The organism is Parabacteroides sp. AF21-43 (assembly GCF_003635435.1).
In the GTDB taxonomy this organism is placed as follows: domain Bacteria; phylum Bacteroidota; class Bacteroidia; order Bacteroidales; family Tannerellaceae; genus Parabacteroides; species Parabacteroides distasonis.
Genome location: NZ_QTMG01000026.1, coordinates 37,281 through 62,730 on the forward strand (window position 1 = coordinate 37,281; position 25,450 = coordinate 62,730).

24 protein-coding genes are annotated in these 25,450 nt (G+C 44.0%); 6 read left to right on the top strand and 18 right to left on the bottom strand.

Annotation, left to right across the window (positions count from 1 at the left end):
• The 3 genes from DWX84_RS16285 (at position 1) to DWX84_RS16295 (ending at position 1,795) form a co-directional block, all read left to right on the top strand.
• Positions 1-357: a MerR family transcriptional regulator gene (locus DWX84_RS16285; RefSeq protein ID WP_005861277.1), complete on the top strand. Its 357-nt coding sequence runs from the start codon at positions 1-3 to the stop codon at positions 355-357.
• A 79-nt stretch (positions 358-436) separates the two neighbouring features.
• Complete coding sequence (locus DWX84_RS16290; protein ID WP_005866893.1) at positions 437-838, top strand: DUF3127 domain-containing protein; 402 nt, start codon at positions 437-439, stop codon at positions 836-838.
• Positions 839-844: 6 nt separating this feature from the next.
• Positions 845-1,795: a calcium/sodium antiporter gene (locus DWX84_RS16295; RefSeq protein ID WP_005866891.1), complete on the top strand. Its 951-nt coding sequence runs from the start codon at positions 845-847 to the stop codon at positions 1,793-1,795.
• 45 nt (positions 1,796-1,840) lie between these two features.
• On the opposite strand, the gene DWX84_RS16300 is transcribed toward DWX84_RS16295, so the two are convergent.
• Positions 1,841-4,126, bottom strand: a complete 2,286-nt coding sequence (locus DWX84_RS16300) for a bifunctional (p)ppGpp synthetase/guanosine-3',5'-bis(diphosphate) 3'-pyrophosphohydrolase (RefSeq protein WP_005861271.1) — start codon at positions 4,124-4,126, stop codon at positions 1,841-1,843.
• 97 nt (positions 4,127-4,223) lie between these two features.
• On the bottom strand, positions 4,224-4,694 hold the full coding sequence (locus DWX84_RS16305) for an Lrp/AsnC family transcriptional regulator (RefSeq protein WP_005861270.1): 471 nt from the start codon (positions 4,692-4,694) through the stop codon (positions 4,224-4,226).
• 168 nt (positions 4,695-4,862) lie between these two features.
• Between DWX84_RS16305 and DWX84_RS16310 the strand changes: the two genes are divergently transcribed.
• Positions 4,863-6,152, top strand: a complete 1,290-nt coding sequence (locus DWX84_RS16310; RefSeq protein ID WP_048927951.1) for an O-acetylhomoserine aminocarboxypropyltransferase/cysteine synthase family protein — start codon at positions 4,863-4,865, stop codon at positions 6,150-6,152.
• Positions 6,153-6,254: 102 nt separating this feature from the next.
• Here DWX84_RS16310 and DWX84_RS16315 read toward each other — a convergent pair whose 3' ends face one another.
• The 11 genes from DWX84_RS16315 to DWX84_RS16365 all read right to left on the bottom strand — a co-directional run bounded on the left by DWX84_RS16315 (position 6,255) and on the right by DWX84_RS16365 (position 19,280).
• Entirely contained in the window at positions 6,255-6,653 is a 399-nt protein-coding gene (locus tag DWX84_RS16315; RefSeq protein WP_005861266.1) for a hypothetical protein, read from the bottom strand.
• A 319-nt stretch (positions 6,654-6,972) separates the two neighbouring features.
• Positions 6,973-7,728: a LytTR family DNA-binding domain-containing protein gene (locus tag DWX84_RS16320; protein ID WP_048927950.1), complete on the bottom strand. Its 756-nt coding sequence runs from the start codon at positions 7,726-7,728 to the stop codon at positions 6,973-6,975.
• A 6-nt stretch (positions 7,729-7,734) separates the two neighbouring features.
• Entirely contained in the window at positions 7,735-8,793 is a 1,059-nt protein-coding gene (locus DWX84_RS16325) for a sensor histidine kinase (RefSeq protein WP_172514233.1), read from the bottom strand.
• Between the two features lie 68 nt (positions 8,794-8,861).
• Positions 8,862-10,397, bottom strand: a complete 1,536-nt coding sequence (locus tag DWX84_RS16330; protein ID WP_048927948.1) for a lytic transglycosylase domain-containing protein — start codon at positions 10,395-10,397, stop codon at positions 8,862-8,864.
• A gap of 5 nt (positions 10,398-10,402) precedes the next feature.
• Positions 10,403-11,113 (bottom strand): DUF5683 domain-containing protein, encoded by a 711-nt coding sequence (locus DWX84_RS16335; protein WP_005866821.1) that lies wholly within the window; start codon positions 11,111-11,113, stop codon positions 10,403-10,405.
• Entirely contained in the window at positions 11,110-11,997 is an 888-nt protein-coding gene (locus DWX84_RS16340; RefSeq protein ID WP_008773872.1) for a ParB/RepB/Spo0J family partition protein, read from the bottom strand. Before DWX84_RS16340 ends, DWX84_RS16335 begins: the two co-directional genes overlap by 4 nt.
• Positions 11,985-12,764: a ParA family protein gene (locus tag DWX84_RS16345; protein ID WP_005861254.1), complete on the bottom strand. Its 780-nt coding sequence runs from the start codon at positions 12,762-12,764 to the stop codon at positions 11,985-11,987. Before DWX84_RS16345 ends, DWX84_RS16340 begins: the two co-directional genes overlap by 13 nt.
• A gap of 1,316 nt (positions 12,765-14,080) precedes the next feature.
• Positions 14,081-17,404 carry a DUF6383 domain-containing protein gene (locus DWX84_RS16350; protein WP_048927946.1) on the bottom strand — a complete coding sequence of 1,108 codons (3,324 nt, stop codon included), beginning with the start codon at positions 17,402-17,404 and terminating at the stop codon, positions 14,081-14,083.
• 399 nt (positions 17,405-17,803) lie between these two features.
• Positions 17,804-18,556: a biotin--[acetyl-CoA-carboxylase] ligase gene (locus DWX84_RS16355; RefSeq protein ID WP_122297532.1), complete on the bottom strand. Its 753-nt coding sequence runs from the start codon at positions 18,554-18,556 to the stop codon at positions 17,804-17,806.
• Positions 18,543-18,902, bottom strand: a complete 360-nt coding sequence (locus DWX84_RS16360; RefSeq protein WP_048927944.1) for an MmcQ/YjbR family DNA-binding protein — start codon at positions 18,900-18,902, stop codon at positions 18,543-18,545. Before DWX84_RS16360 ends, DWX84_RS16355 begins: the two co-directional genes overlap by 14 nt.
• Positions 18,903-18,914: 12 nt before the next feature.
• Positions 18,915-19,280: a YraN family protein gene (locus DWX84_RS16365; protein ID WP_008773876.1), complete on the bottom strand. Its 366-nt coding sequence runs from the start codon at positions 19,278-19,280 to the stop codon at positions 18,915-18,917.
• A gap of 69 nt (positions 19,281-19,349) precedes the next feature.
• On the opposite strand from DWX84_RS16365, the gene DWX84_RS16370 reads away from it, so the two are divergent.
• Both DWX84_RS16370 and DWX84_RS16375 read left to right on the top strand, forming a co-directional pair.
• Positions 19,350-19,577, top strand: a complete 228-nt coding sequence (locus DWX84_RS16370) for a hypothetical protein (RefSeq protein WP_005866807.1) — start codon at positions 19,350-19,352, stop codon at positions 19,575-19,577.
• Positions 19,574-20,014, top strand: coding sequence for a nucleoside deaminase (locus DWX84_RS16375; RefSeq protein ID WP_008780688.1), 441 nt, complete (start codon positions 19,574-19,576; stop codon positions 20,012-20,014). The genes DWX84_RS16370 and DWX84_RS16375 overlap by 4 nt, the downstream gene beginning before the upstream one ends.
• 3 nt (positions 20,015-20,017) lie before the next feature.
• Here the strand turns inward: DWX84_RS16375 and DWX84_RS16380 are convergent, their stop codons facing one another.
• From DWX84_RS16380 to DWX84_RS16400, 5 genes are all read right to left on the bottom strand, one after another.
• Entirely contained in the window at positions 20,018-20,296 is a 279-nt protein-coding gene (locus tag DWX84_RS16380) for a DUF4834 family protein (RefSeq protein WP_008773877.1), read from the bottom strand.
• 56 nt (positions 20,297-20,352) lie between these two features.
• On the bottom strand, positions 20,353-21,054 hold the full coding sequence (locus tag DWX84_RS16385; protein WP_048927943.1) for a phosphatidylcholine/phosphatidylserine synthase: 702 nt from the start codon (positions 21,052-21,054) through the stop codon (positions 20,353-20,355).
• Positions 21,051-21,713 carry a phosphatidylserine decarboxylase family protein gene (locus DWX84_RS16390; protein ID WP_005861238.1) on the bottom strand — a complete coding sequence of 221 codons (663 nt, stop codon included), beginning with the start codon at positions 21,711-21,713 and terminating at the stop codon, positions 21,051-21,053. The genes DWX84_RS16385 and DWX84_RS16390 overlap by 4 nt, the downstream gene beginning before the upstream one ends.
• A gap of 72 nt (positions 21,714-21,785) precedes the next feature.
• Complete coding sequence (locus tag DWX84_RS16395) at positions 21,786-24,953, bottom strand: exodeoxyribonuclease V subunit beta (protein ID WP_048927942.1); 3,168 nt, start codon at positions 24,951-24,953, stop codon at positions 21,786-21,788.
• 12 nt (positions 24,954-24,965) lie between these two features.
• Positions 24,966-25,310, bottom strand: a complete 345-nt coding sequence (locus tag DWX84_RS16400) for a translation initiation factor (RefSeq protein WP_008773880.1) — start codon at positions 25,308-25,310, stop codon at positions 24,966-24,968.
• Positions 25,311-25,450 lie beyond the last annotated feature (140 nt).

The following is a 25,450-nucleotide window of genomic DNA, read 5'->3' on the forward strand; positions in this document are numbered from 1 at the left end:
ATGAGTCTAAAAAAGAATAAAGATCTCAAACTCTATTTTTCCATCAGCGAGGTGGCGCAGATGTTCGACGTGAACGAGTCCACCCTTCGCTTTTGGGAGAAGGAGTTCGATATCATCAATCCAAGGAAGACGAGCAAAGGTACCCGTTTTTATAAGCAGGAGGATATCGACGCGGTACGCCTCATCTACCATCTGGTTAAAGAGAGAGGGATGACCTTGGCCGGCGCACGGCAAAAACTGAAGGACAATAAAGAGACGACGATCCGGCAAGAAGAGATCGTAAACCGCCTGAAACAGATCAAAGAAGAGCTGTTAGCTATGAAAGACGCATTCGATGCTTTTGCCCCGAAAGTGTGATTATTCTGTTGATAAAACCAGAACAAAACCGTACCTTCGTCCCCAATTAAATAAAACATAAGCAAATAAAATACAAGACATGGAAATTACAGGAAAAATTATTCAAGTCCTACCGGAAGTAGGCGGTGTCAGCAAAGCCGGAAACGAATGGAAAAAACAAGAGTACGTATTAGAGACACACGATCAATATCCCAAGAAAGTATGCTTCCAGATATTCGGAGCGGATAAGATCGCTCAAGCGGCCATTCAGCCGGGCGAGGAATTGACAGTCTCTTTCGACATTGACAGCCGTGAGTACCAAGGCCGCTGGTTCACCAGTATCAACGCATGGAAAGTAGACCGTCCGATGGCGGCAGCTTCTCAAGCCGCTCCGATGGGAGTAACTCCGGATAATTTCGCTCCGGCTTCCGCTCCTACGGCTCCAGCCTCATCCGCTCCTGATTTCGGACCGGCCAATCCTATCGATGATTTGCCATTCTAAAGACTAATGGATATCGTATTACTAATTGGCGGTTTACTACTAATTTTAGTTGGGGCTAACGCCTTGACGGATGGTGCCGCCTCGGTAGCCAAACGCTTCAATATTTCCAGCTTAGTAATCGGGCTAACTATTGTGGCGTTTGGGACTTCCGCACCGGAATTAACGGTCAGTGTCGTATCTGCCTTGAAAGGAAGCTCAGATATCGCTATTGGTAATGTAGTAGGAAGCAATATATTTAACGCCTTGATGATTGTCGGCTGTACGGCCGCTATCGTACCGATCAGCGTCACGAAAGGTACGTTGAGCAAAGAAATCCCTCTTTGCGTGCTTGCCTCAATCGTATTATTTATTTGCGCGAATGACGTTTTGATCAACGGCGCGTCGCAAAATAGTATCAGTAGTAGCGATGGAATGTTACTATTATGCTTCTTCGCCATTTTCCTTGGCTATACATTCGCGATCGCACATAATGGAGAGGAAAATGGAGAGAGCACGATTAAAATAATGCCCATTTGGAAAGCGAGTTTATTCATCATTGGAGGATTGGCCGGTTTGATTTACGGAGGACAATTTTTCGTGGATGGAGCTTCTGGTATCGCCCGTGGACTGGGTGTCAGCGAATCTATTATCGGTTTGACTTTAGTGGCCGGAGGAACCTCTCTTCCTGAGTTAGCGACTTCCGTCGTGGCCGCATTAAAGAAGAACCCGGAGATGGCGATCGGAAATGTTATCGGTTCCAACCTCTTCAATATATTCTTCGTATTAGGTTGTAGCGCGACAATCACGCCGATGAACATACAAGGCATTACCAATCTGGATTTGGGCGTCATGATCGGTTCATGCGTATTGCTTTACATTTTTGGCCTTTTCTTCAAGAAACGGACCATCACTAGGCCGGAGGGAATCCTATTGATCGCTTGTTATATAGCTTATATAACTTATTTGATTGTCGGTTGATAAAGCTTTTATAAAACAAAAGTGTAGCGAAGCACTTCGCTACACTTAATCCGCTACACGTCCGACAGATTTAATATTCTGTATCTTCGACAAAGTCACGCACATTTTCTGGATATCTTCTACGTCATGAACTTTCATCTTTATCTTACCTTCGAACACGCCGTCTTTCGCCTCGATCAGCAAGCGCATGATGTTCACGTTGAAATCCTCGGAAATCGTTTTCGTGATCGTATTCAATACACCTATCGAGTCTATACCTTTCACCTCTAGCGTGGCCTCAAAAGAAGCGTTCATATGGCTGCTCCAAACCGTATTCAAGATACGTTCGCCAAAGCTACTTTTCAAGCGCATGGCGATCGGGCAGGAACGTTTATGAACCACTACGTTACCATCGTCATTGATAAAACCTAAAGAGTCATCTCCCGGAATCGGCTTACAACATTCGGCAATTACATAATTACGCTCAAAAGCCTCCTCTTTCAATAAATAAGGCTTTTTCTTATCATATTTAGGCTTCTCTTTCTTGGCTTCCTCCTCTTCGGGTTGTTTCACCTTCTTGGAAGCGACACCCAACGCCTGTTTCACATACTTAAACAAGACATTATCCGTCTTCTCCTTCAACAGCTTCTTTAAATTCTCGGGCAAAACCACATCCCCCTTCTCTACCGCATAAAAGAATTCCTCGCGTTTCGAGAATCCAAAGTACATACCTAATTTATCCAGATTGGATGTACTCGCCTCAAGCTCCGAACGCTTGAAGGCATCAAGAACTTTTATCTCTCCATACTTAGCGACCTCTTTACGGACACGCTTTAATACGGCATCGATCTTCGCACGAGCCTTAGCGGTAGTCACGAAGTTCAACCACTCCGGTTGCGGCTCCTGAGAACGTGAAGTCAAGACCTCCACCTGATCTCCACTGGACAGCGGATGACTCAATGGCACCAAACGATGGTTTACCTTAGCGCCAATACATTTATTACCGATATCGGAGTGAAGCGCATAAGCGAAATCCAAGGCGGTAGCCCCTTGGGGCAATGTCTTTATATCTCCTTTCGGAGTGAAAACAAATATCTCGGAAGTAAATAAGTTCAGTTTGATCGTATCCAAGAAATCCAGCGCATTCGGGTCCGGACTCTCCAATATCTCGGTAATGGTTTGTATCCATTTATCCAATTCCGTATCCTCCTCCACGTTGGATTCCTTGTATTTCCAATGGGCAGCGAAGCCTTTCTCTGCGATATCATCCATACGGCGGCTACGGATCTGGATCTCTACCCATTGTCCATCCGGTCCCATAACGGTCAGATGAAGCGCTTGATAACCGTTCGCTTTCGGACGGCTCACCCAATCACGGATACGGTCGGGACGAATCCGGTAAATATCCGTAATAGCCGAGTAGATATCCCAACATTGGTTTTTCTCGTCCACACCGGGAAGCGGGTCAAAAATAATGCGGACCGCATAAATATCATAAATATCCTCGAAAGCGACACCCTTGCTTTCCATCTTATTCCAAATGGAATAGACCGATTTCACACGGGCACGCATCTCATACTGAAGTCCCATCGATTTCAGCTTCTCGTCCACAGGGGCGGCGAAACGCTCGAATAATTTATTACGGCTCTCTTCCGTCGCTTTCAACTTAGCGCTGATGAAATCGTATTCTTGCGGATGCTCATATTTAAAACTCAAATCCTCCAGCTCCGTCTTGATCGAGAAGAGACCCAGACGATGCGCCAGAGGAGCATACAAATAAAGAGTCTCACCCGCGATCTTAAATTGCTTGGCGGGAAGCATGGAACCCAAAGTCCTCATATTATGAAGACGGTCTGCGATCTTGATTAGAATCACCCGTATATCGTCACTCATAGTCAGCAGCAACTTACGGAAGTTCTCGGCTTGAGCCGAGGCCTGTTCCCCAAAAATGCCACCGGATATCTTCGTCAAGCCATCCACGATCTGGGCGATCTTGTCTCCGAACATATCCCGGATATCCTCCACTGTATACTCGGTATCTTCCACGACATCATGCAGTAACGCAGAGCAAATAGAGGTAGAGCCCAAACCCATCTCCCGGCATACGATACGAGCCACGGCGATAGGATGCATTATATAAGGTTCGCCGGAACGCCGTTTCACTCCGGCGTGCGCTTGATTAGCGAAATTAAAAGCTTTCGTGATTCGTTCGACCTTACGGCGGTGGTTTGACTTCAAATAATCGTTCAACAACGCATTGAACCCATCTTGTATCATCTGTTCGTCCGCAGAGAGAACGGACGCAGCCTCGCCCGTTTCTTTTATATCTTTTGTGTCCTTTGTATCGTCCATGGTTTTACACCTCCCATTTTTATACTGTATAGCCACAAATATATACAAATATTTGGAAGGAAACCCTAACAAAAGACAAAAATAGAATATCTACTGCTTAAATATGGATCCCATAGTCGTGTTTAACCTCGTCCATGACAAAAGTACTTCTCAACGAGCCCAAACTATCGATCGTTCCTAACACATTTAAAATAAACTCTTGATAATATTTCATATTGGGAGCGTGTATCTTCAATAAGTAATCATAATCGCCTGAAATATTATAGCACTCCGTTACCTCGGGGATTTCTTGGATAATCCGGGTAAACTCAAAAGCTATATCCTTATTCAGCCGAACCAATTTCACGCTACAAAAGACAACAAAGCCTTGATTCAGCTTCTCCGCATCTAGTACCGCTATATACTTCTTTATATATCCACTATTCTCAAGACGTTTTAAACGCTCGAACACCGGGGTTGACGAGAGACTGACCCTTGCCGCCAACTCTTTCGTAGTCAACCGGGCATTATCTTGTAACGTTCGGAGGATTTGCAGATCCACCTTGTCTAACTTATCTGAAACATTCATAAGAAAAAAATTCTATCGGATTGATTCCCCAACGTCCTTCGCCGAAGATGTATTCTATTTATAGCCCTAAAAATAGTATTATTTTCTATATTCTCAACGAATCTTGTCCAAAAAGCACACACATCATACATTTGCCAACAGAATAAGAACTAAATAAACAAGATGACTATGGCAACAAAGAAGTTACATTTCGAGACATTACAACTTCATGTAGGACAAGAACAACCGGATTCCGCAACCGACGCACGTGCGGTACCCATTTATCAAACAACTTCCTATGTATTCCATAACGCACAACATGCGGCAGACCGTTTCGGCCTACGTGACACGGGGAATATTTACGGACGTTTGACAAACTCCACGCAAGGCGTTTTCGAGGCACGTGTAGCTGCCTTAGAAGGAGGCGTGGCAGGTTTGGCCGTGGCTTCAGGAGCAGCGGCTGTCACCTATGCGTTACAGAACATAGTGAGGGCAGGAGATCATATTATCGCAGCCGATAATTTGTATGGCGGTTCCTTCAACCTGATCACCCATACACTGGCCTCCCAAGGCATTACTAATACGATTATCAATGTAAATGACCTAAACGCATTAGAAGCAGCTATCCGGGAAAACACGAAAGCCATTTATGTAGAGACATTCGGGAATCCTAACTCTGACGTAACGAATCTGGATGCGGTAGCGGAAGTCGCCCACCGACAGCATATTCCATTAATCGTAGACAATACGTTCGGAACCCCCTACTTGATTCGTCCGATCGAACATGGAGCTGACATCGTCATCCATTCCGCCACAAAGTTCATAGGGGGACATGGCAGTAGTCTAGGAGGCGTAATTGTAGATGGAGGTACTTTCGACTGGAAGGCGAATGCCGATAAGTTTCCTACATTAGCCAAACCAGACCCAAGTTATCATGGAGCCATATTTGCGGACGTAGCAGGTTCCGCCGCCTTTGTCACCCGTATCCGTGCGGTCATTCTTCGCGATACCGGGGCAACGATCTCTCCTTTCAATGCTTTTATCTTGTTGCAAGGATTAGAGACCTTATCCCTACGCGTGGAACGCCATGTAGCAAACGCATTGAAAGTCGTGGATTATTTATCAAAACATCCGAAAGTAGAAAAGGTGAATCATCCATCACTTCCTACCCATCCGGACCACGAACTTTACAATAAATATTTCCCAAATGGTGCCGGCAGTATCTTCACCTTCGAGATCAAAGGCAGGCAGGAAGCCGCTTGGAAATTCATCGACTCACTGGAGATCTTTTCCCTACTAGCGAATGTCGCCGATGTAAAGAGCCTTGTCATTCATCCATACACGACCACTCATTCCCAGATGAGTCCGGAAGAACTTGCCCAACAGCACATAACACCATCCACCGTACGCTTGAGCATCGGAACCGAATATATAGATGATATTATAGATGATCTGGATCAAGCTTTCGCTAAAATCTGATAGCGCACTTCCAAAAGGAAAAGGACAGAAGCAAAGAAGACGATCCCTGTTCGACACAAGGATCGCCTTTCTAATCAACATCACATCGAGCCAAGGTTACACTCATTTATTCTCAGCCAAATAGATATCCGTAAATGTCACAGCTCCGGTTAATCGGTTATTGTTGTTAGTTACATTTAACAATATGACATACTTGCGATACTGATCGGCAGTCAACGCCTCTTTCATCAGCTTCAAATTGCCATACACGGCTTTTTGCAATCGTTCATCCTGACGCTTCAGGTCTTTGCTCAAACTCTTTCTTTGTTCTTGTACAAAATAATCATTAATGTTAAGTACCTCCTCCATTTGGTAAGGAGCCAATCCTAGATAAGAACTCAATCGGCTAAACTCTACCGCAAACGGTTCTTTATTCCCATATTCATTCACACATTGCGCTTTCGCAAAATTCATTGTAGCACTCATTCCCAAAACCGCTACCGCCATAATTAACTTTCTCATAATACCTACAATTTACCTATTACAAAACCATTCACAAAACAAACACTCATTTTAGAGAAGATAGCCTAAACATTCTTTTGTTTCGGACTAATCCTTTTTTACAAACCTATTAACCTATCTAATGTGTATGATAAAACTCGGATTAACATCAAAATTTCAACTTACATCTTATTGATGTATCTCCTTGTTTGTATTGCAAAGATGAAGAATTATCGGATAGGCAGTTTCCGATTGTTGACGAAAAGGAAAAAATGGGGATTGAACACGAAAAGGGCAAAAAAATGCCGGCTTTAAGAGAACCGGCATTTCTATTTAATTATCATTCCAGACTTACTATCCAAGACTTAAACTCGGATGCTTTATTTTTACTAATATATATACGCTCAGGCACTTCTATATCCAAAGTAACGAGCAAACGGCTATCAAACCAAATTGTTATGTCCTTCACGCTATCACGAGAAATGATGAATTGTTTATTCGCACGGATAAAATCAGCAGGACTTAAAGAAGAAATTATCTGTTCCAATGTTTTAGCATATGGATACGAATTACCAGTCTTTAAATAAACATATGTATTCTTATCAGCCGTATAGAAACAAGACACATCTTTCAAGCTAATAGGCAACAATTTATCCTTAACAGGAATCAGTAGTTTATCCTTGTATTTAGGAGTAGTAGACAACTGTGTTAATTGGGATAAATAATGGATGATATCTTGATGATTCCATCGGCTAAACTTATCTAAGGCCCGTTTCAATTCTTCCGGCTTAATCGGCTTCAAGATATAGTCTATGCTGTTTACTTTGAAAGCGTCGATCGCATATTGATCGTACGCCGTAGTAAAGATGATCGGTACCTCCACCTCTATCTGGTCAAAAATAGCGAAAGCGGAACCGTCCGATAAATGAATATCCATAAAAATCAAATCCGGCCTCGGATTGGCTTGCAGCCAACGTACCGTTTGCCGGACACTCTCCGTATTTCCCATGATCTCAATCGTGGGATCTATTGTAACCAACATATCCGCTAAGTTCTCATAGGCGGCGGTCTCGTCCTCTACGATCAGTATTCTCATATAGCATCATTTTAGGGGTAGGTATACCTGAAACTCATCCTCATCAGATTCTACCCGTATTTGTTTATTCATTAATAGAAAGAAACGATTCTCCAGATTCTTAAGCCCGGTTCCATTCGTATCCGGTAAGGTCAATTTCGGATAGATTGGATTAGAAACAACCAGTTCCATTCGCTCGTTCAGCCGGATCAAGATATCCATTCGGTGCTCGCTGTCTATAATATTATGTACCGTCACGTTCTCTACCAACGGAAGCAAAGATAATACGGGAATTCGCAAGTTCCGCTTATCTTCGGGAACTTCGATCGTAAAAGTCAGCTTATTGGCGAAACGGACTACCATTACATGCTGAAAAGCCTCTATAAACGCAAGCTCCTCCGACAGTGGTACCAAATTCTTTTTATCACTCTGAAGGATATAACGGAATATATCGGACAATTTCGTAACATACAACAAGGTATTCTCATCGTTTTTCTTCCGTATCAAGGAGGAGATTCCATTCAATGAATTGAAAAAGAAATGCGGATTGATCTGGTTCACCAATGCATCGCAGCGGCTCTGCAAATTCTCGACACGCAGATTCTCGATCAATTGATCCTTTTCCCGTTGATTGTGATATAGCATTTGTATATAGCCGATCAAGGTACATAACAACGCCAACACGATAAACTGGAAGATAATGATACTCAAAAAACGATCATAACTAATAGTCAGGAAGGAGATCAATTTATAGACAACAAAGCCTCCAGAAACGTACAAGGCATTCCAGAACAACCGCTCGAAGAAGGAGGTACAATCCTCATGCTTCAAGTTACTTTTCAGCAAAAACCAAATAAGTCCCCAAAAGTAAAGAAAACGGAACCCAAAGAAGAGCAAAAACCCTTGATGATCGTTCGGAGCCAGATAGCTCATGTCACAAAAGATCCATGCCAAATTCGGATAGGCGATAAACACTGCGCAAACCAAACTGACCAACCAAGGTTTAGCCTTGACCACTGATATCTTTTCATCCAATGAACCCATACGATTGTATCTTTTTTCGTATACAAAGGAATAAAAAATCATTCACATCCTTCTCCAGTGCACGAAGAAAGCGAAAAAAAAGAGTTAAAGACGAATTTATCCCCGAATGATCATCCTACCGGTATCTTCAGTACTTGGCCCGGACGGATATCCGGACTTGACAGCCCATTCACCTTTTGTAAGGAAGAAGCGGTAACCCCAGGGTATTTCTTGGAAATCGAATAAAGTGAATCTCCCGATTTAACCTTATAAGAGACAAAATCTTTATTGGCGGAAGCGATCTGTTTTGTAGCGACGGAAGCCGACTTTTTCGTTGTTGTCGCAGTTGATTTCACCGGAGTCTTGGCAGCCGAGGCAAAAGCGACACCCCCATTATCTACATATAATCTTAACCGTTTTCCTTTCGCTACCCGGTTGGAGCCTAGCCCGTTCCATTTACGGATATCTTTCGCTGTCACTCCATAGCGATTAGCGATCGTATAAAGATTCTCACCACTCAATACCACGTGGGTGATTTTTTCCCGGGTCGCACCACTTGGTAAAGAGCCATTAGAGTTATTCGCAGAAATGCAATTCGCCAACAGTTCCTCGATCCGATGCGTATAGACCGTATCTTCTTTATCGATAAAAGCATAGGTTTCCGCCGCAGGTAGTTTCAAGACCGAAGGGCGGGTATTACCCGGAACGATGTCTCTTTTATATTGTGGATTTAACGCACGCAACGTCTCAATATCTACTTGCAATAGATCCGATACTTGCTGCAAATGTAGGGCATTATTCACCATGACCGTATCCGTGGCTAACGGCAAGCTGGTTTGCATCGGACAGATGTTATGCTCGCAATAATAATTCATGACGTAATTGGCGGCGATAAATAAGGGGACGTATGAACGAGTCTCTTTCGGTAAATAAGGGAAGATATCCCAGAAGTCCGTCTTGCCCCCCGAACGACGGATCGCTTTATTCACGTTGCCCGGCCCGCAGTTATAAGATGCCAACACTAAATTCCAATCCCCATAGATAGCGTACATATCCTTGAAATACTTACAAGCGGCCTCGGTCGCTTTCAAGGGGTCCCGGCGCTCGTCCACCAAGCTATTAATCTCCAAGCCATAGCTCTTACCCGTAGGAAGCATGAATTGCCATAAACCACAAGCGCCCACACGAGAGAGGGCTACCGGATTCAAGGCACTTTCCACGACGGCGAGATATTTCAATTCAATAGGCAGGCCATGCTCATCCAACACCTGCTCGATTATCGGAAAATAAAAGTCCGCCATCCCCAGCATATAACGCACTAAATTTCGTTTACGCTCCGCATATAAGTCAATACAATCACGCACTATATTATTATAGGGCAAAGCGATCACGCTGGGAAGCCTAGACAGGCGGTCGATATAGACCGAATCCGGGAAATAGACATTCTCGTCGTCATCATGGCAAAAGTCCTCTCTTTTTGAGAAATATTGCACATGCCAAGTACGGAGCAAACTATCCACGTTCGCATCCAAGCTTTCCGGAATCAATCCGACCTCAGACTCCAGCGAGCTTAAGGTATCTTTTTCCTCAATTCGGGTCTCTTCCTGCGCATAGACCAATGAGACCAAACAATTTAAACAAATGAGTGCTAGCAGGTATCTTTTCATGTATATCAGAATTTTAGACTGCAATTCAATCCGTAAGTACGAGGCGTGACACTCGTCTTCGGACTAACAACCGGCTCCAAATGCAAGGATAAATCCGGTGATATATCAAAATCGAATAACTGGGCATCCACGTAAGCATCCACGATACTCAACGCATACACCCCGACCGTAATAATTATACTCAAGTCTCTATATCGACGAAAATAATCCTTCTGTCTTTTCAATTGATCCTTGAAATTGGAATTATTAATCGCATCCTCAGGAGCCATGGAAGTCAAGTCTTGCCAACTTTTACTCCAAGCATCCGGATTTTCCAGATTCTTAGCGGCATCATACATGATATCCTTATAAGCCGTCGAATAATCCTTATAATTCTTATTATTCCAAGTCACGGCATACATACATCCCATCAAGCCACCGTAAACGATCGGTAATTTCCAATATTTCCGGTTATAGATCTGTCCCAGACCCGGAACCAAGGCGAACAAGACCGCTTTTGTCGGATTCGGCTTAAAAGCCAGCTTCATCTTCACTTCCGGTACGCCCACCGAATCGGCCGCCATCAAGACGGCTTGCACGGTAGAATCCGGGGCAGCTACCTCCACGGAATCGGAAACTATAGCAGGAACGGCTTTCTCCGTCTTATCCTCCTGTGCGTTACCCATCCCGGCATAGCACATGAATCCGATCAAAAGGAGTATGATTCGATTTCTCATTTCAATTTATCCAGTAACCCGATCAATTGCTCCAACTCTTCTTCCGTGGCGAAAGGAATCGTAATTTTACCTTTTCCCTTCTCATTGCAAGTCAACTGGACTTTCGTATTGAAGTAACGGGACAAATGATCTTTCAGCAATTTAAACTCTTCCGGAAGTATCGGCTTACGATCCGATTTTTTCTTTTCCGGCAATTCCGGTTGTATTCCCTCGGCTATATTACGCACCATCTCCTCCACGTTACGAACGGAGAGTCCTTGAGCCAATATCTGCTCATATAAAGCTAATTGAACCTCCGGATCATCCACCGGGATCAATGCCCGGGCATGTCCCATATCGATCTTCTTATCCTTCAATCCTACTTGGATCTCGGCCGGAAGTTTCAATAAACGAAGGTAATTGGCGATCGTAGCACGCTTCTTTCCAACCCTTTCGCTCAACCCCTCTTGGGTCAAGCCGTAATTATCGATTAATTTTTGATAAGCTAACGCGATTTCGATAGAGTTCAAGTCCTCTCGTTGGATATTCTCTATCAAAGCCATCTCCACCACGTTCTCGTCGGCCGCCGTCTTAATATAAGCGGGAATACGCTCCAAACCTGCTTTAAGCGACGCACGATAACGGCGTTCGCCAGAGATGATCATATATTGCTCGGGGCCGATTTCCTTCAACGTAATCGGCTGTATCACGCCTAACGAGCGGATAGAGGTAGCCAACTCCTCCAAGGTCTCTTCCTCAAAGACAGATCGAGGTTGTTCCGGATTAGGCTGGATCTTGCTTAACTCGATCTCACTAATAGACGATGAACCACCTGTCTTCAGGTCATCCATCGTAATTAACGCGTCTAATCCACGGCCTAACGCCGATCTTTTTAATGCTGCCATAATCCTTTATTTTTTTCAACAATCTCCTGTGCCAACTGCATATGGTTGATAGATCCTTTCGAATCCGCGTCATACAATAAGACAGGTTTACCGTAACTGGAAGCCTCGCTCAACTTCACGTTTCGTTGGATCACGGTAGTAAATACCAAATCGCGGAACGGACGTTTCACTTCCTCATAAATCTGGTTCGCCAAACGCAGGCGGGAATCATACATAGTCAAGAGGAATCCCTCTATCTCCAGTGCCGGGTTCAGCTTTGATTTGATAATCTTGATCGTGTTCAACAGCTTACTGATACCTTCCAAGGCGAAATACTCGCATTGTACCGGGATGATCACCGAATCGGCGGCTGTCAAGGCATTCACGGTTATCAATCCCAAAGAAGGAGAGCAGTCGATCAGGATAAAATCGTACTTCTCTTTCAGCGGTGTCAATATCTGCTTCAATATCCGTTCACGATTCTCCAAGTTTAGCATCTCGATCTCCGCTCCCACCAAATCGATATGAGAGGGGATGATATCCAGTCCTTCCACTTCAGTCTGTGTGATAGCGCCACTCGCGTCCTCACCGTTCACCAGACATTCATAGATAGAAAGTTCTACATTACGTATGTCCACACCCAGACCGGATGAGGCATTCGCCTGCGGATCAGCGTCTACGACCAGCACCTTTTTCTCAAGAGCGGCCAATGACGCAGCCAGATTAATCGTGGTGGTTGTCTTCCCGACTCCACCTTTCTGATTTGCTAAAGCGATAATCTTTCCCATACTATACCTAATTAATTCGAGGGCAAAACTAAACATTAAAAACTGAACCAAACAGGGTTCAATCAAAACAATGCTTGTTTTGTTGATAAATCGCCCTAACTGTTGATAACTCGCAAATATAAGCAGAATAAATCAAATAGAGGGTTATAAGGCTGGTATATAGGTGTTTTTTTGGAAATGATAACGAAGTTTTAAACAAACAGAGGCTCCTCTCACATCTTATTTCTCCCAATCAATACGATAATAATACCCTGCGTCCGGACGAGAGAGCATCTCCTTTTGCGTCATCATTGCTTGTTTTTATATGGAGAACAGCGCTTTCTTTAAAAGTGAGAGGCTTCTTGAACTTAATAATAGCGGTATGGTAATTATCGTCCGTCCTACAGGCTAGTTCCTCTATACGTTGATTTTCCAAATACTTCCAGACCACCTATAGTTATACTCTAGTTCCGTAAGCAGAGGTCTTTTACATTAAATCAAGCGATAAGTCTCAAAGGTGGAATGCACTCCATCATCACACTGGAAAATAAAAAAGAGGAGATCTTCTTATACTCTACCGGATAATTACGAAGAATAACCCGACTTTCGAGAAAATTCTCTAATCACAGGCAAGCCTAGTGACTAATGCAAAGTTAGAATATATTTTCATATCGAAAAACAAAAGGGCTCATCAAAATACATCAGCAATGTTTATTTATTTATTCTTAGCCTTCCCCTTTGAGGATTTTCGCAATTATCATTCTGACAATTTGTAATATCAACTCCCGGAGAATCGATTTTTCCGGGCATACGGACAGTTCGTGCGCAAATACGAGAAAAAAATTCGACAATCATCTGCATAACAATCCTTTATCGAAAAACGACCTTTCATTCTAGCGAGATTTATTCATCGTAATTCATATCCATTGAGTTCTTCGGGCGATTCCATAGGGTTACGACCGGGAAGTAACAGGGTTACGATGCCCATTCTAGAGTATTGACAACCCTATTCTTGACTACTTACGATGCCCAACGGCACTACTGGCGTTGCCCAACGCGACCTATCGCATATGCTTTAACCGCCTATCGTGTGCAAAAAGGGGACTTTTCCTGTCAAAAACGCCCGTTGAAGCCACCGCTTTCCCTCTATTTCTGCGTCTTTACAAGAGGGCTTTATCACGCATATCCCCATTTATCCATCAAAAAGTTCGGATAACTGCGGTTTCGCTTACAGTCAGGCAAATAGGCAAAACCACAAAAGCCCCGCCGAAATACATCGACGGGGCTCTATCTTATGAACTGTGTCTTTCCTTACGGAAATCCGGTCAGTTTTCTACTTATTTAACGATTGTCTTAACAGCCTCTTCACCATCAACAGCTACAGCTACGATACCAGCAGGTACAGCGATAGTTGCGTTGTCTGAAGTAAGAACTGTCTCAGCAACAACCTTACCTAAGATGTTAGTGATAACTACTGACTTACCAGCAGCGCCTTGAACAGTTACAGTACCGTTACCAGCTACTACAGATACACCTTCAACATTGTTGATGTTATCGTTAGATGTTACCATATCATCAGCATCAGTCTTAGGATAAGCATTGAATACTAATGCACCATCACCACCAGTCTTAGCGGCATCAAATCTAGAGCTAGCATCTGTCAATACTAAGCAACCATTGTGCATCTTCAACCAAGCAGCTTTCTTAGTCGGAGCAATCGCACTAGCAACATCACCAGCTACAGTCTGATATTGATTATCAGTTGCACCATATACATTAGACTCAATCAAGAATGAGTTGTTCGCACCCTCTTCACCATCTAAATAAGCTAATGCAGCCTTATCCGGATTTACATAACGGAATGACCAAGTTACGTTCTTGTGCTTGTCACCTGTCAATACATTGATGAACTTAGCATAGTTCTTATGGTAGTCAGCGCTGATTGCCTCGATACCCTCATTCTTCAATTGATCAGCAGTCATACCTTTGTATTTGCCAGTCAAGACAAACAAAGTATCACCATATTGAACAGCAGGAACGAAACCTACACGAGTGTAGCTACTGTTAGAAACAGCCTTCGTATTGAACAAGTATGGGTTAAGAGCCTCCTTACGATCTGCAACAGCAGCAGCAGAGTCTGAGTAGTTAACCAAATACTTACCATAGATAAATGCCGGAGTCTTCACATGAATAGCGTGTACACATTGATATGGGTCGTCTGTAACTTGACCATCAGCAGTGATGTGCTTACCTGTCTCAGTACAAGGAATGATCTTCTCACCCTCGATCAACTCACGATAAGCAGAAACCAAGTATTGAGGTTTAACCTTACCTGCGCCACGAGTTAACCATGCAGTGTCAATACGGAAAGCTAACTTACCATCAGCTTTAGCTTCACCCCAGATACCTGCGTAATCAACATCCTTGTTCAACAAGTTTCCATTATGCTCATCCATCAAATATTCACCACGGATAGTTTCCTTAAACATCAAGCTATCTGCTGAATTATCAACGTTCTCACCAAGAAGTGCATTGTTGAATTGACGATACAACGGAGTCTCATCCGGAGCGATGTAGAATGCAGAAGTTCTAGTCTCGTTCAACATTTGAGCTTTCAATGTAGCAGCACCATCATAGTCAGATACACCAGCCTTTGTTGAAGTAAGTTTCATCACATATTTACCAGCTTCTTTCGTTACAGCAATAACAGCATGATAGCACTTACCATCGATTTGGTTATTTTCCTTGAAGTAGTAACCAGATGTCAATTTCGTGTTATTGTCAGTAGAATATTGACTTACGTTGAATTTCTCTTCCTTATTTACAGACCAAATATTCTTTTTAGCATTGTCATTACTTGCTACATAAACAGTTCTGTAAAGGTTCTTTAATCCATTGATACGTTTAGCAACCGCAGCAGTAACAGGGAAACCATATTGAGCCTTAACAGCAGCTGCGTCATTTACCAAAGTATCCAAATTGAAAGCAGTCTTACCTTCTAATACAGTCAACGTAGAGTCTTTTGAAGACTTAGCGATGTATTTGTCTGTAGCATACGGATGCCAGTAGTTGAATGTATACTTGTTGATCATCAACTCTTCTTTATCCAAGTTCTTGTAACCTAACAATGAATCTGCTACAGAAGCAGCAGGAACAAGTTCAAAGAACAATGAATCTGTAGAATTGATAGTAACACCATTTGCAGAATTTACATCAGCTGTCAAGTACCAATAAGTAGCACCAGCCTTCTTATTCAAATTCAAAGTATAATCAGCAAGAACACCATCAGAGAACTCACGGTTATAAACCTCTAAAGTAGAGATATTATTCTTATCTGTTACGTTCTTCTTTAAGATTACCCATTGATAAGCCGGCATATGAGCTACATTCTGCTCATTAGCATTAACAGTTGTCCACTCGATCTCACCATTTCTGTAGATCGGAGAAGCCAAATACTTACCAGCCTTATTTGTGATGTAATATACACCATCCTTCAAAGAAGTCTTAGTAGACTCTACAGCTGTACAATCCTTGTAACCCAAAGAGATATGAGTATTTTGGTCTTTGCTGTCAACAGTCAAGATACGAGTCTCGTTCTTGATCAAATCCTGCAAAGAAACACGCCAGTTAGCACCAGTATTTGCAGCAGCATCTTCCCAATACTTAACGTTATCTTCTTTCCATGTAATTTGTTTTACATAGATATACAAGCTATCATAAGCAGGAGAATAAAGGAAAGCGAACTTGTGTTGATCTTTAATAGCACTATTCTCTACTGCATCTAGAGCTGTACCAGTCTCACCCTTTTTCGTCCAGTTATAAGCTAAGAACTTGTAACCAGTCTCATTTGTATAAGCTGTATCAACTTTCAAATAAGCTTCTTTCTTAACATCAGATACATACAAATATTTATCTTCACCTGATTCAGCTGCAACGAACTTCTCAGCGTTGAACGGATTCTTCAAAGTAGTACCTAAGATATCCTTATCGAAACCTAACTTAACACCAGCATCAGCTTTTTGGTTACCAAAGATAGTGTTCAACTCGTTAGCGCTCAAATAAACCTGTCCAGGAGCTTGCAATGTAAATGCTGCAAAAGTATTATTTTGAACATCCTTAGCTGCCCATTTCTGAACTTTCACACCATTGGTAGTAGTGAAACCAACAACAGAGTCAGTTGTAAAGTAAGAGAACAAAGGTCTCTTATCTTCCAATTTCGTAATAGTTCTAGAGAAAGCCCAACCTGCGATTTCTCCACCTGTAGTCGGAGTCAAATCCACTTGGCTTTGAGATTTCAAAATTTCAGCCATCGTGATATCCAACATACGACCTGTACCCTTGTTCATGAAGTCGAACTTAGGAGCTTGACCTTGATTCTCGGAAGAAACAGTAACACACCAAAGCGTGTTTGCTAAGCCAGTGGAAGTAGAGGAAGACGCAACCAATGATAAAACACCATCTTCGTCCATAGACAAGACCTTACCGGATGCCTCATCTTTCAATTGGAAAAGGCCAGAGTTAGCACCCTCAACTAATTTCCCGATTGAATAAGCACCGTTTGCCGTAGGCAAAACGTTTTGTGCCGGTGTTGTCTGCGCATTTGCTGACATCGCACTTAAAAGCGCAACACCAGCCAAAAGAGTAGAAAACTTTTTGTTCATAATTAAATAATTTAATATTAATACTAAAGTGTAATAAGCTCTTTAACAACGATCGCTCTCTTAAAAATCAAAACAAACGGCGATCGACTTTATTCATCATTTGCAAAGGTACGCGTTTCTTTGATTCGCGCAACCCTTCTTTATCATTTTTTTCTCGCCATATAGGCTTTCTTATCAATCAAATAGACTATTCATTACAAAACCACCGATTACAAAGACAAACCCACTATTGTTCGGTACAAAAGATATATATTTTCCGATTAATTTCATTAATAAATAGAGATCTATATATAATGTACACGTACCTTAATATATAAATATATTATTTTCCGCAAATAATACATAGAGCTATCTGGAACTAGATATATTAATAACACGTACCTTCGCTGCTCAAAAACATCACTTACAATAAGAAACCTCCTTAAAAGCATAACGACGGATGCTTCCATCCCGTAACGCTAGCAAAAGATGCCCGATTGATTCAATATCATGGATACAGGCCTCGAATTCTCCCGCCTCATCCCTATAGGCATGATAGCCCTCCCTTCTATACAACGCGGATTGATAGCGGATACGAATATTCTCGTATTCCTCTTGGAGAAGAGATAAATAATAGCGATAGAATACAGAGAGGAAACGGTCCAAAACCTCTTCTCGATCTACTTCCTTACCGATTATTTGAAACAAAGAAACAGGATTCGGAGCATCTCCCCGAAACACCGCTTGATTCAAGTTTATGCCGATCCCGATGATGGAGCAATATAGATTATGCCCTGATAGATCGTTCTCGATCAACATTCCGCAAATCTTCTTATCTTTCCAATAAATATCATTCGGCCATTTCACTGTGACATGATCCGTATATAAGTCTAACGTCTCTTTCACGCTCAAGGCTGCTATTTGAGAAATCAAGAATTGGCGATTTGCCGGGATGCACGTAGGATACAGGACTGTACTAAACATCAAGTTCTTTCCCGCCTCAGACTCCCAGACATTCCCTATCTGCCCACGTCCGGCAGTCTGGAAATCGGCAACTACCACACTTCCTTCCGAAAGAGACTCTTTGATGATCAACTCACGAAGCAGGCTATTCGTAGAAGTGGTTTCCGCCACACGCAAGATGCGGGGAGATTCATTATCAGTGCTCATCATTATAAATCTCCCTTATATTTTTTGGTAGTTTAGCGATCACCTCCCGGTAAGAGTGGAAGATCCAACGTTTAACCTCCTCGTCCTCCATATCCCGATCCAGATAAATGCTATTCCAGTATTTCTTATTAAAATGATAAGCCGGCTCAACCGCCGTATAATGCTCCCGTAACTCTTCCACATAGTCCGTACTGCATTTCAAGGAGACATGAGGCTCCTCCGCATCCAAAGGAAGCAGCAGGAACATCTTATTCTCTACCTTAAAGACCAGCGATACCTCATCGAACGGGAAACACTCGATGGTATTCTTCAAGGAAAGGCAGTATTCACGTACTTCTTCTATATTCATAACTTTTATCTTTTAACGGCAAGGAGCATAGAAAGCATCTTCGATATGGTCGATCAGGAAACCCGTCTCTTTCTTGATCAATGTCACGATATCAAAACGGACTGGTAAGTCTATATTAAAATAACGGACATAGGCATCCGCAGCGGCGACAATCCTCCGAATCTTCTTGGTGTCTACCGCATCTTCCGGTGAAAGCAAAAAATCCTCAGAGCGTGTCTTTACCTCCACCACGATTAACTCATCTTCCTTGACAGCGATAATATCCAGTTCATAATGATGCCAATGCCAATTGGTATGCAACACGTTATATCCATGTTTTACCAGATAGGCACGAGCCTCAGACTCACCTTCCCGACCCATATCGTTCTGTCTTGCCATCGCATTAATTTGCACAAATATAGCCATTTTCTTTGTTATTCGGCTATTCACTCGTACATTTGCAAATGTATGAGAGAAGAACGTAAATATTCATCGGCTCACCCCAATCATCCGAGGGTACACAAAGTGACCTTTATGCTGAATGACGAAGAGCATAAAGCGGTAAAACGTTATCTTTCACGCTACAAGATCGAGAACAAGTCCCGTTGGTACCGAGAGACGATCCTTTCTCACATCCTCAAGACCTTGGAGGAGGATTATCCGACTCTTTTCAACGAAAATGAGATGAGAAGATGAATCCTTTCAATGACGAATATTTCATGAAGCAAGCGTTGGTGGAAGCTCGTGCGGCAGCGTCCGAGGGTGAGGTTCCCGTAGGAGCTGTTATCGTCTGCAACAACCAGATCATAGCGAGGGCGCATAATCAAACCGAATGCTTGAACGACGTGACCGCACATGCCGAGATGTTGGCGATTACGGCCGCCGCCGGAGTCTTAGGAGCGAAATACCTAACAAATTGTAGTCTATACGTAACCGTGGAACCCTGCATAATGTGTGCCGGCGCGATCGGATGGGCACAATTAAGCACGATCGTATACGGGGCATCCGATGATAAAAGAGGTTTCTCCAAATTCGCCCCTCAAGCCTTCCATCCGAAAGCGATTATCAAAAAAGGTATCCTTGAAAAAGAGTGCGCGGAAGAAATGCAGCGTTTCTTCAAGCAAAGACGCTAAGCTCTATTTAACTTCCTCGTAATCCACATACTCCCCTTCATCCTTGGCGAATATCTTCTTACGGTGCACATAAGGTGTACGATCATCATCATCGTCCCGGGCGGTAGTAGTCGTAGAACGATGTCCGGAAGTATTGCTATTTGTTTGACGACGTTGTTCTCCCTTACGAGTGTTGTTTCCGCTACCAAAAAAGATGTTCTTAAAGGTACGCAAGATGGAGAAACCCATCAGAAACACCAACAGGATAAAGAAAAAGAATATTACAAACAAAAACTTAAACATAATCCGATACTTAAATGATTCTTTACTATCACAAACACAAAGATAAGAATTCTTGTTTATCCCTTTTTGTTAAAAATAGACAAGACTATATATAACAGGATGGTTCCAGAGATTCCCAAGAATCCCCATAACGCCACGAAAATAATGGCACAAGCGATCAATATATAGCGAAGCTCATTACCCTTCCACGCTAAGGATTTCACCTTCAGCGAGAACATCGGTATCTCAGACACCAACAGCAAGGAGGTAATAAACGCCAAGATAACAGTCACCAACACGAACAAGCCTTCATTCGCATGAACAACCGGTAAAACAGAATACCCCGCCGAAGCCCAAAATAAAGCATGCGCCGGAACCGGCAAGCCGATAAACGAGGTAGTTTGCCGTTCATCAATATTGAACTTAGCCAAACGCAAACCTGAAAACGTAGGGATCACGAACGCCAGATAAGGGATATACGTATTCAAAGAGCCAAAAGGCAAAGCCGTAGAAGCCTCTCCCAACAACCAATAGACCACCATGCCCGGAGCGAAGCCGAAACTTACCATATCCGACAAGGAATCCAATTCCTTTCCCATCGGCGAGTAAGCCTTCAATAAACGAGCGGCAAAGCCATCGCAGAAATCAAAGACCGCGGCTATAATAATCCAAATCAACGCAGATAAAAGATTTCCGTGCAAGGCCATAACACTGGCGACACACCCGGACAGAAGGCTCAGACACGTAATTGTATTAGGAATATGTTTTCTTATACTCATTTTGACAAACGGGCTATAGGCGTTTGATTGCCTGTTACTTTTTGATCCATCTCTATTAACACCTCTGTTCCTACCGGCAGGTAGACATCCACGCGAGAACCGAATTTAATAAACCCCATTTGCTCGTCCACATGACATTTCTCTCCCGGCTTGGCATACGTAACGATGCGGCGTGCCATCGCCCCGGCAATCTGACGAGCCAAGACATCCACCCCGTTCCTCGTGGTGATAACGACCGCCGAACGTTCGTTCTCCGTACTACTCTTCGGCAGATAAGCCGCCATAAAACGCCCGTTCTGGTGGGAAACATGCTTAACGGTACCGTTTACGGGAAACCAATTGGCATGTACGTTGAAGATAGACATAAAGATAGATATCTGTAGGCACTTCTTATGAAGGATCTCGTTCTCCATCACTTCCTCGATGGCAACGATCGTACCGTCGGCGGGAGCGATCACCAAGCCTTCCGAATCATAAGGAAACCGACGGAAAGGACTACGGAAGAAGTTTAATACCAATAGGAACAATACGGTAGAAACAAAAGCGACAGAATAAAACAGCATACCCTTACCTACCGTATGGTACAAAGTTATATTCACAATAAATAATATTGTAAACAACGTAAGCAGTAAACCGGTTCCTTCTTTATGTACTTTCATTCTTCTTTGACTGTATCGTTTTATACTAAGAATCTGCAAAAATATTCATTTTTACCGAATATCAAAAATATATCACTTATTCACTGCCTCTATTTTGCCTAACTCTACGTACCAAAGGTATCCATCGACCCGCTCGAAACCCATTTTACGAATTAATTGCAGGTAATTTCTTACCTGATTAGGATGGCGCTTATCTTGCCGTTCGCCAAATTTATAATCCACGACAATTACCTTGTTATCTTTTATCATCACCCGGTCCGGGCGTTTAGACAAGCCTTTACCGAACAGGATATCCACTTCATTCAAGACACGGGCGGAACCATCATACCAAGCCTTTACCTCCTCCGCTTGCAATAATTCTTCCAGACGGCTGATCAACTCCGCCGCTTCCTCCCGGTTAATCACCCCGGCTAACCGATAACTTTCGACCGAAGCGGGAATATCTTTCGGCGTACGTATCCGGCTCAATACCTCATGCATCAAGGTACCGTGCTTCCGCCTGGCATTATCGAAAAAGAATCCTTTCCCATGCAGGCGTAATTGTAAACGATCATCCGGGGAAACGGAATACAGGCGGCTCATGGGGATTTCCTCCAGGGTATCTTCTGCCGTTCTACCCGAAGCTGGATGCCACCATTCGCCCCTTTCAAAGGTATCATCCTCGATATCCGTCTCCACCCCCGCCCACAATAGATCGGCGATGGAAGTTATCTTCTCAACCTTACCTTCCTTGTTGATCTTCCTCGGACGGGGGGAGAATACGATCAGTTCTTCTTTCGAACGGGTAAAAGCGACGTATAAGGTGTTCAAGTTATCGATGAAAGCATGCAAGCGCTCCTTGAAATAATCCTTGGCGAAAATCGTGCTACTCAGGATCTGTCCGTAACGGACAGGAACTAAGTGCAGGCGGTCAAACGGCTTCTTCTCCGGGTGGCACCAAAGGATAACGGGCTTTGTCGGCTTATGGTCGATCTCCCAGTCCCCGAAAGGAATGATAACGACCTTAAAACCTAAGCCCTTGGATTTATGTACGGTCAAGATGCGGATAGCGTTTTGCCCATCCGGGGTAGCGATCGTCTTTCGATAACCGGTCTCGTCCCACCATCTCAAGAAACGGTTCAAATCCGCGCTTTCTTTTTGGGCGTACTCGGAAACCATATCCAGAAAGGCTTGCACGAATACCTGTTCCGTTTCCGGGAAGTAAATGGAGAAGTTACGGAAGAGCCCTTCGGTTACCTCGTACAAGGATTGCCGGGAGATAGACTGAAGGTTTTGAAAAACAGACTCGTCCGCCTCGCTCTCCCCGAATTTTCCGGTTAATACTTGATAGGCATACATCGCCAATTTCCTGTTCGTCTGGTCCTCCGGATTTCGCAAATAGCGCAATACGGCGATCAGGAAACGGACCGCCGGAGAACTACCCACAAACAGAGCATCATCGGAGATGATATCGTAATTGTACCGGTCGGACGGATGCTCTTCCTTATAGGCTAGCAACGTATCAGCCACTAAAGCGCCTTCTTGATTGGTACGCACGAGTATGGCGATGTCTTTTAGCGCGTAACCGTTATCCTGCAAGCGCTCCAAGGTAGCCGGCAAGCGCTCCATCGCCTCTTGCTCCCACTTCTTCTCCTCATCGCCGGACAAGAAATCGATCCGTACATGTCCGTCCTTCTTCTGGAAAGGGGGAGGGACACGCTGAATGCTCTTATCATAAGCGGTCATGATCTTCGTGAAAAAGGCCGTGCGTTCTTCCTCGTTTAATGAGGAGGTTTTCAACGCTTCATTATATAGATCTTGCAGGATTGCCGGAGCGGTGGTGAAGAACCCGTTATTAAACTCCACGATATGGCGGCAGCTTCGCCAATTATCCATCAGGGTTTCCTCACGGACCTGTTCCTCCTCGAAATCCCTGCGGACTTGCTCGTCCAATAGCTTCCAATCCGAGTTACGGAAACGATAAATACTTTGCTTCACATCGCCAACGATCAAGTTCGCCCTACCATTCGCCAGACTCTCCTCCACCAAGGGCCGGAAATTATTCCACTGCATGCCGCTGGTATCTTGGAACTCATCGATCATATAATGATCTACGTGCGTACCCGTCTTCTCGTAGATAAAGGGGGCGTCGCTGCCACTGATGACCTTATTCAGCAACTCGGTCGTATCGGCGATCAGCATCACATTCTTTTCTTCCCGGTAAGAGGCGATTTGCCGGGAGATATCGGTTAAGATCCCTAACGTATAATAATAACGCACGATCTCCCGAGCCGTGTTATAGGCCGTCAGGTTGGCGAACAGGGATACGATATTCTTTACGCAGGCATTCAACCCTTCCTCATATACACACCCGATGATCTGCCGGAGGCCCGGTGGAGTCGTCTTGGTCGTATAGGCCTCCGGATTATCCGGCAAAGCTTGGAACGTGGCTGTCGGCTCTTTCATCTCACCTTTCGCCAGCTTCTCGAAATAGAAAAACGGGGAACGGCTTCCCCCCTTAAAATCCGAGGGTTGTAACGCAAACTGTTTCAACAACGCCACTCCCTCCTCTCCTAAACGTTTCGCCTCCGCCTCTACGGAGCGGATAATGGCGTATAGCTCATTCTTATAGGCATTAAGGGCCTGCTTATCCGCGATATCTCTGCCTACCTCCTCGCTGAATGCCTTATAACTCTCTTTAAAGACCTCCCGACTGAGCGACATGATATCCTTCCGCAAGCTCCAGCCGCCACCATCCTCGATCTTGTCCTCGGCGAAACGCAGCAACCAACCTAGCAAATCCTTGCTCTCCGGCTTCTCCAGATCGGCCAGCAGGTTATCGATCGCCTCGGTCAAGACCAGTTCTTGGTCCATCTCGATGCCATAGCCGCCTTGCAAACCGATCTCGCGGGTAAAGGCACGCATCGTTTGCTGGAAAAAGCGGTCGATCGTACTGATATTAAAGGCGGAGTAATCGTGCAGGATAGCGACCAAAATCTTCCGGGCCTGCTCCCTCACCTGCCGCTCCGTTAAGGAATAGGCGGAAGAGAGTAGCTGGATATAATCGGACGTGCGGCCGGAAGCAAGGTGATAAAGTTCTTGGACGATACGGGTTTTCATCTCATCCGTCGCCTTATTCGTAAACGTCACGGCCAAGATCCGGCGGAAAGCGCCCGGCTGGGAGAAGAGTAACATCAGGTACTCCCCTGTCAATTTATGCGTCTTGCCCGCCCCGGCGGAAGCCCTATAGATTGTTAGCATAGCGATCGGGGATTAGATCGTACGGCTTTTCGAATAGCCCTCTTTCCGGAGGATATCCAACACCTTGGCACGCAGGTCCCCTTGGATGATTATCTCCCCGTCCTTCGCGGAGCCGCCTACGCCGCATTTCACTTTCAAGAGTTTCCCCAAGGCGGTCAGATCCTCGGAAGTGCCCCGGAACCCGGTGATCAAGGTAACCATCTTCCCTCCCCGGTTCCGTTTGTCCAAGGAAATACGCAAAGCTTGTTTCTCCTTCGGCAACGTATCTTCCTCCTCCGTATCTCCCGTATTATATTGAAAATCGGGATTCGTGGAGTACATCACGCCTAATCGATCTTTCCAGTCGTTATCCTTCATATATACTATTGTTTTTAATGGTTCAAAGCTACGGATTTATCCCGAAATAGGCAAACAAGCATTTCTTTTCTCCCAATGATGTTTTTCGGGGAAATAAAACACGTCTTTTTGTGACCCAATATTATAATTTATTTCTTACG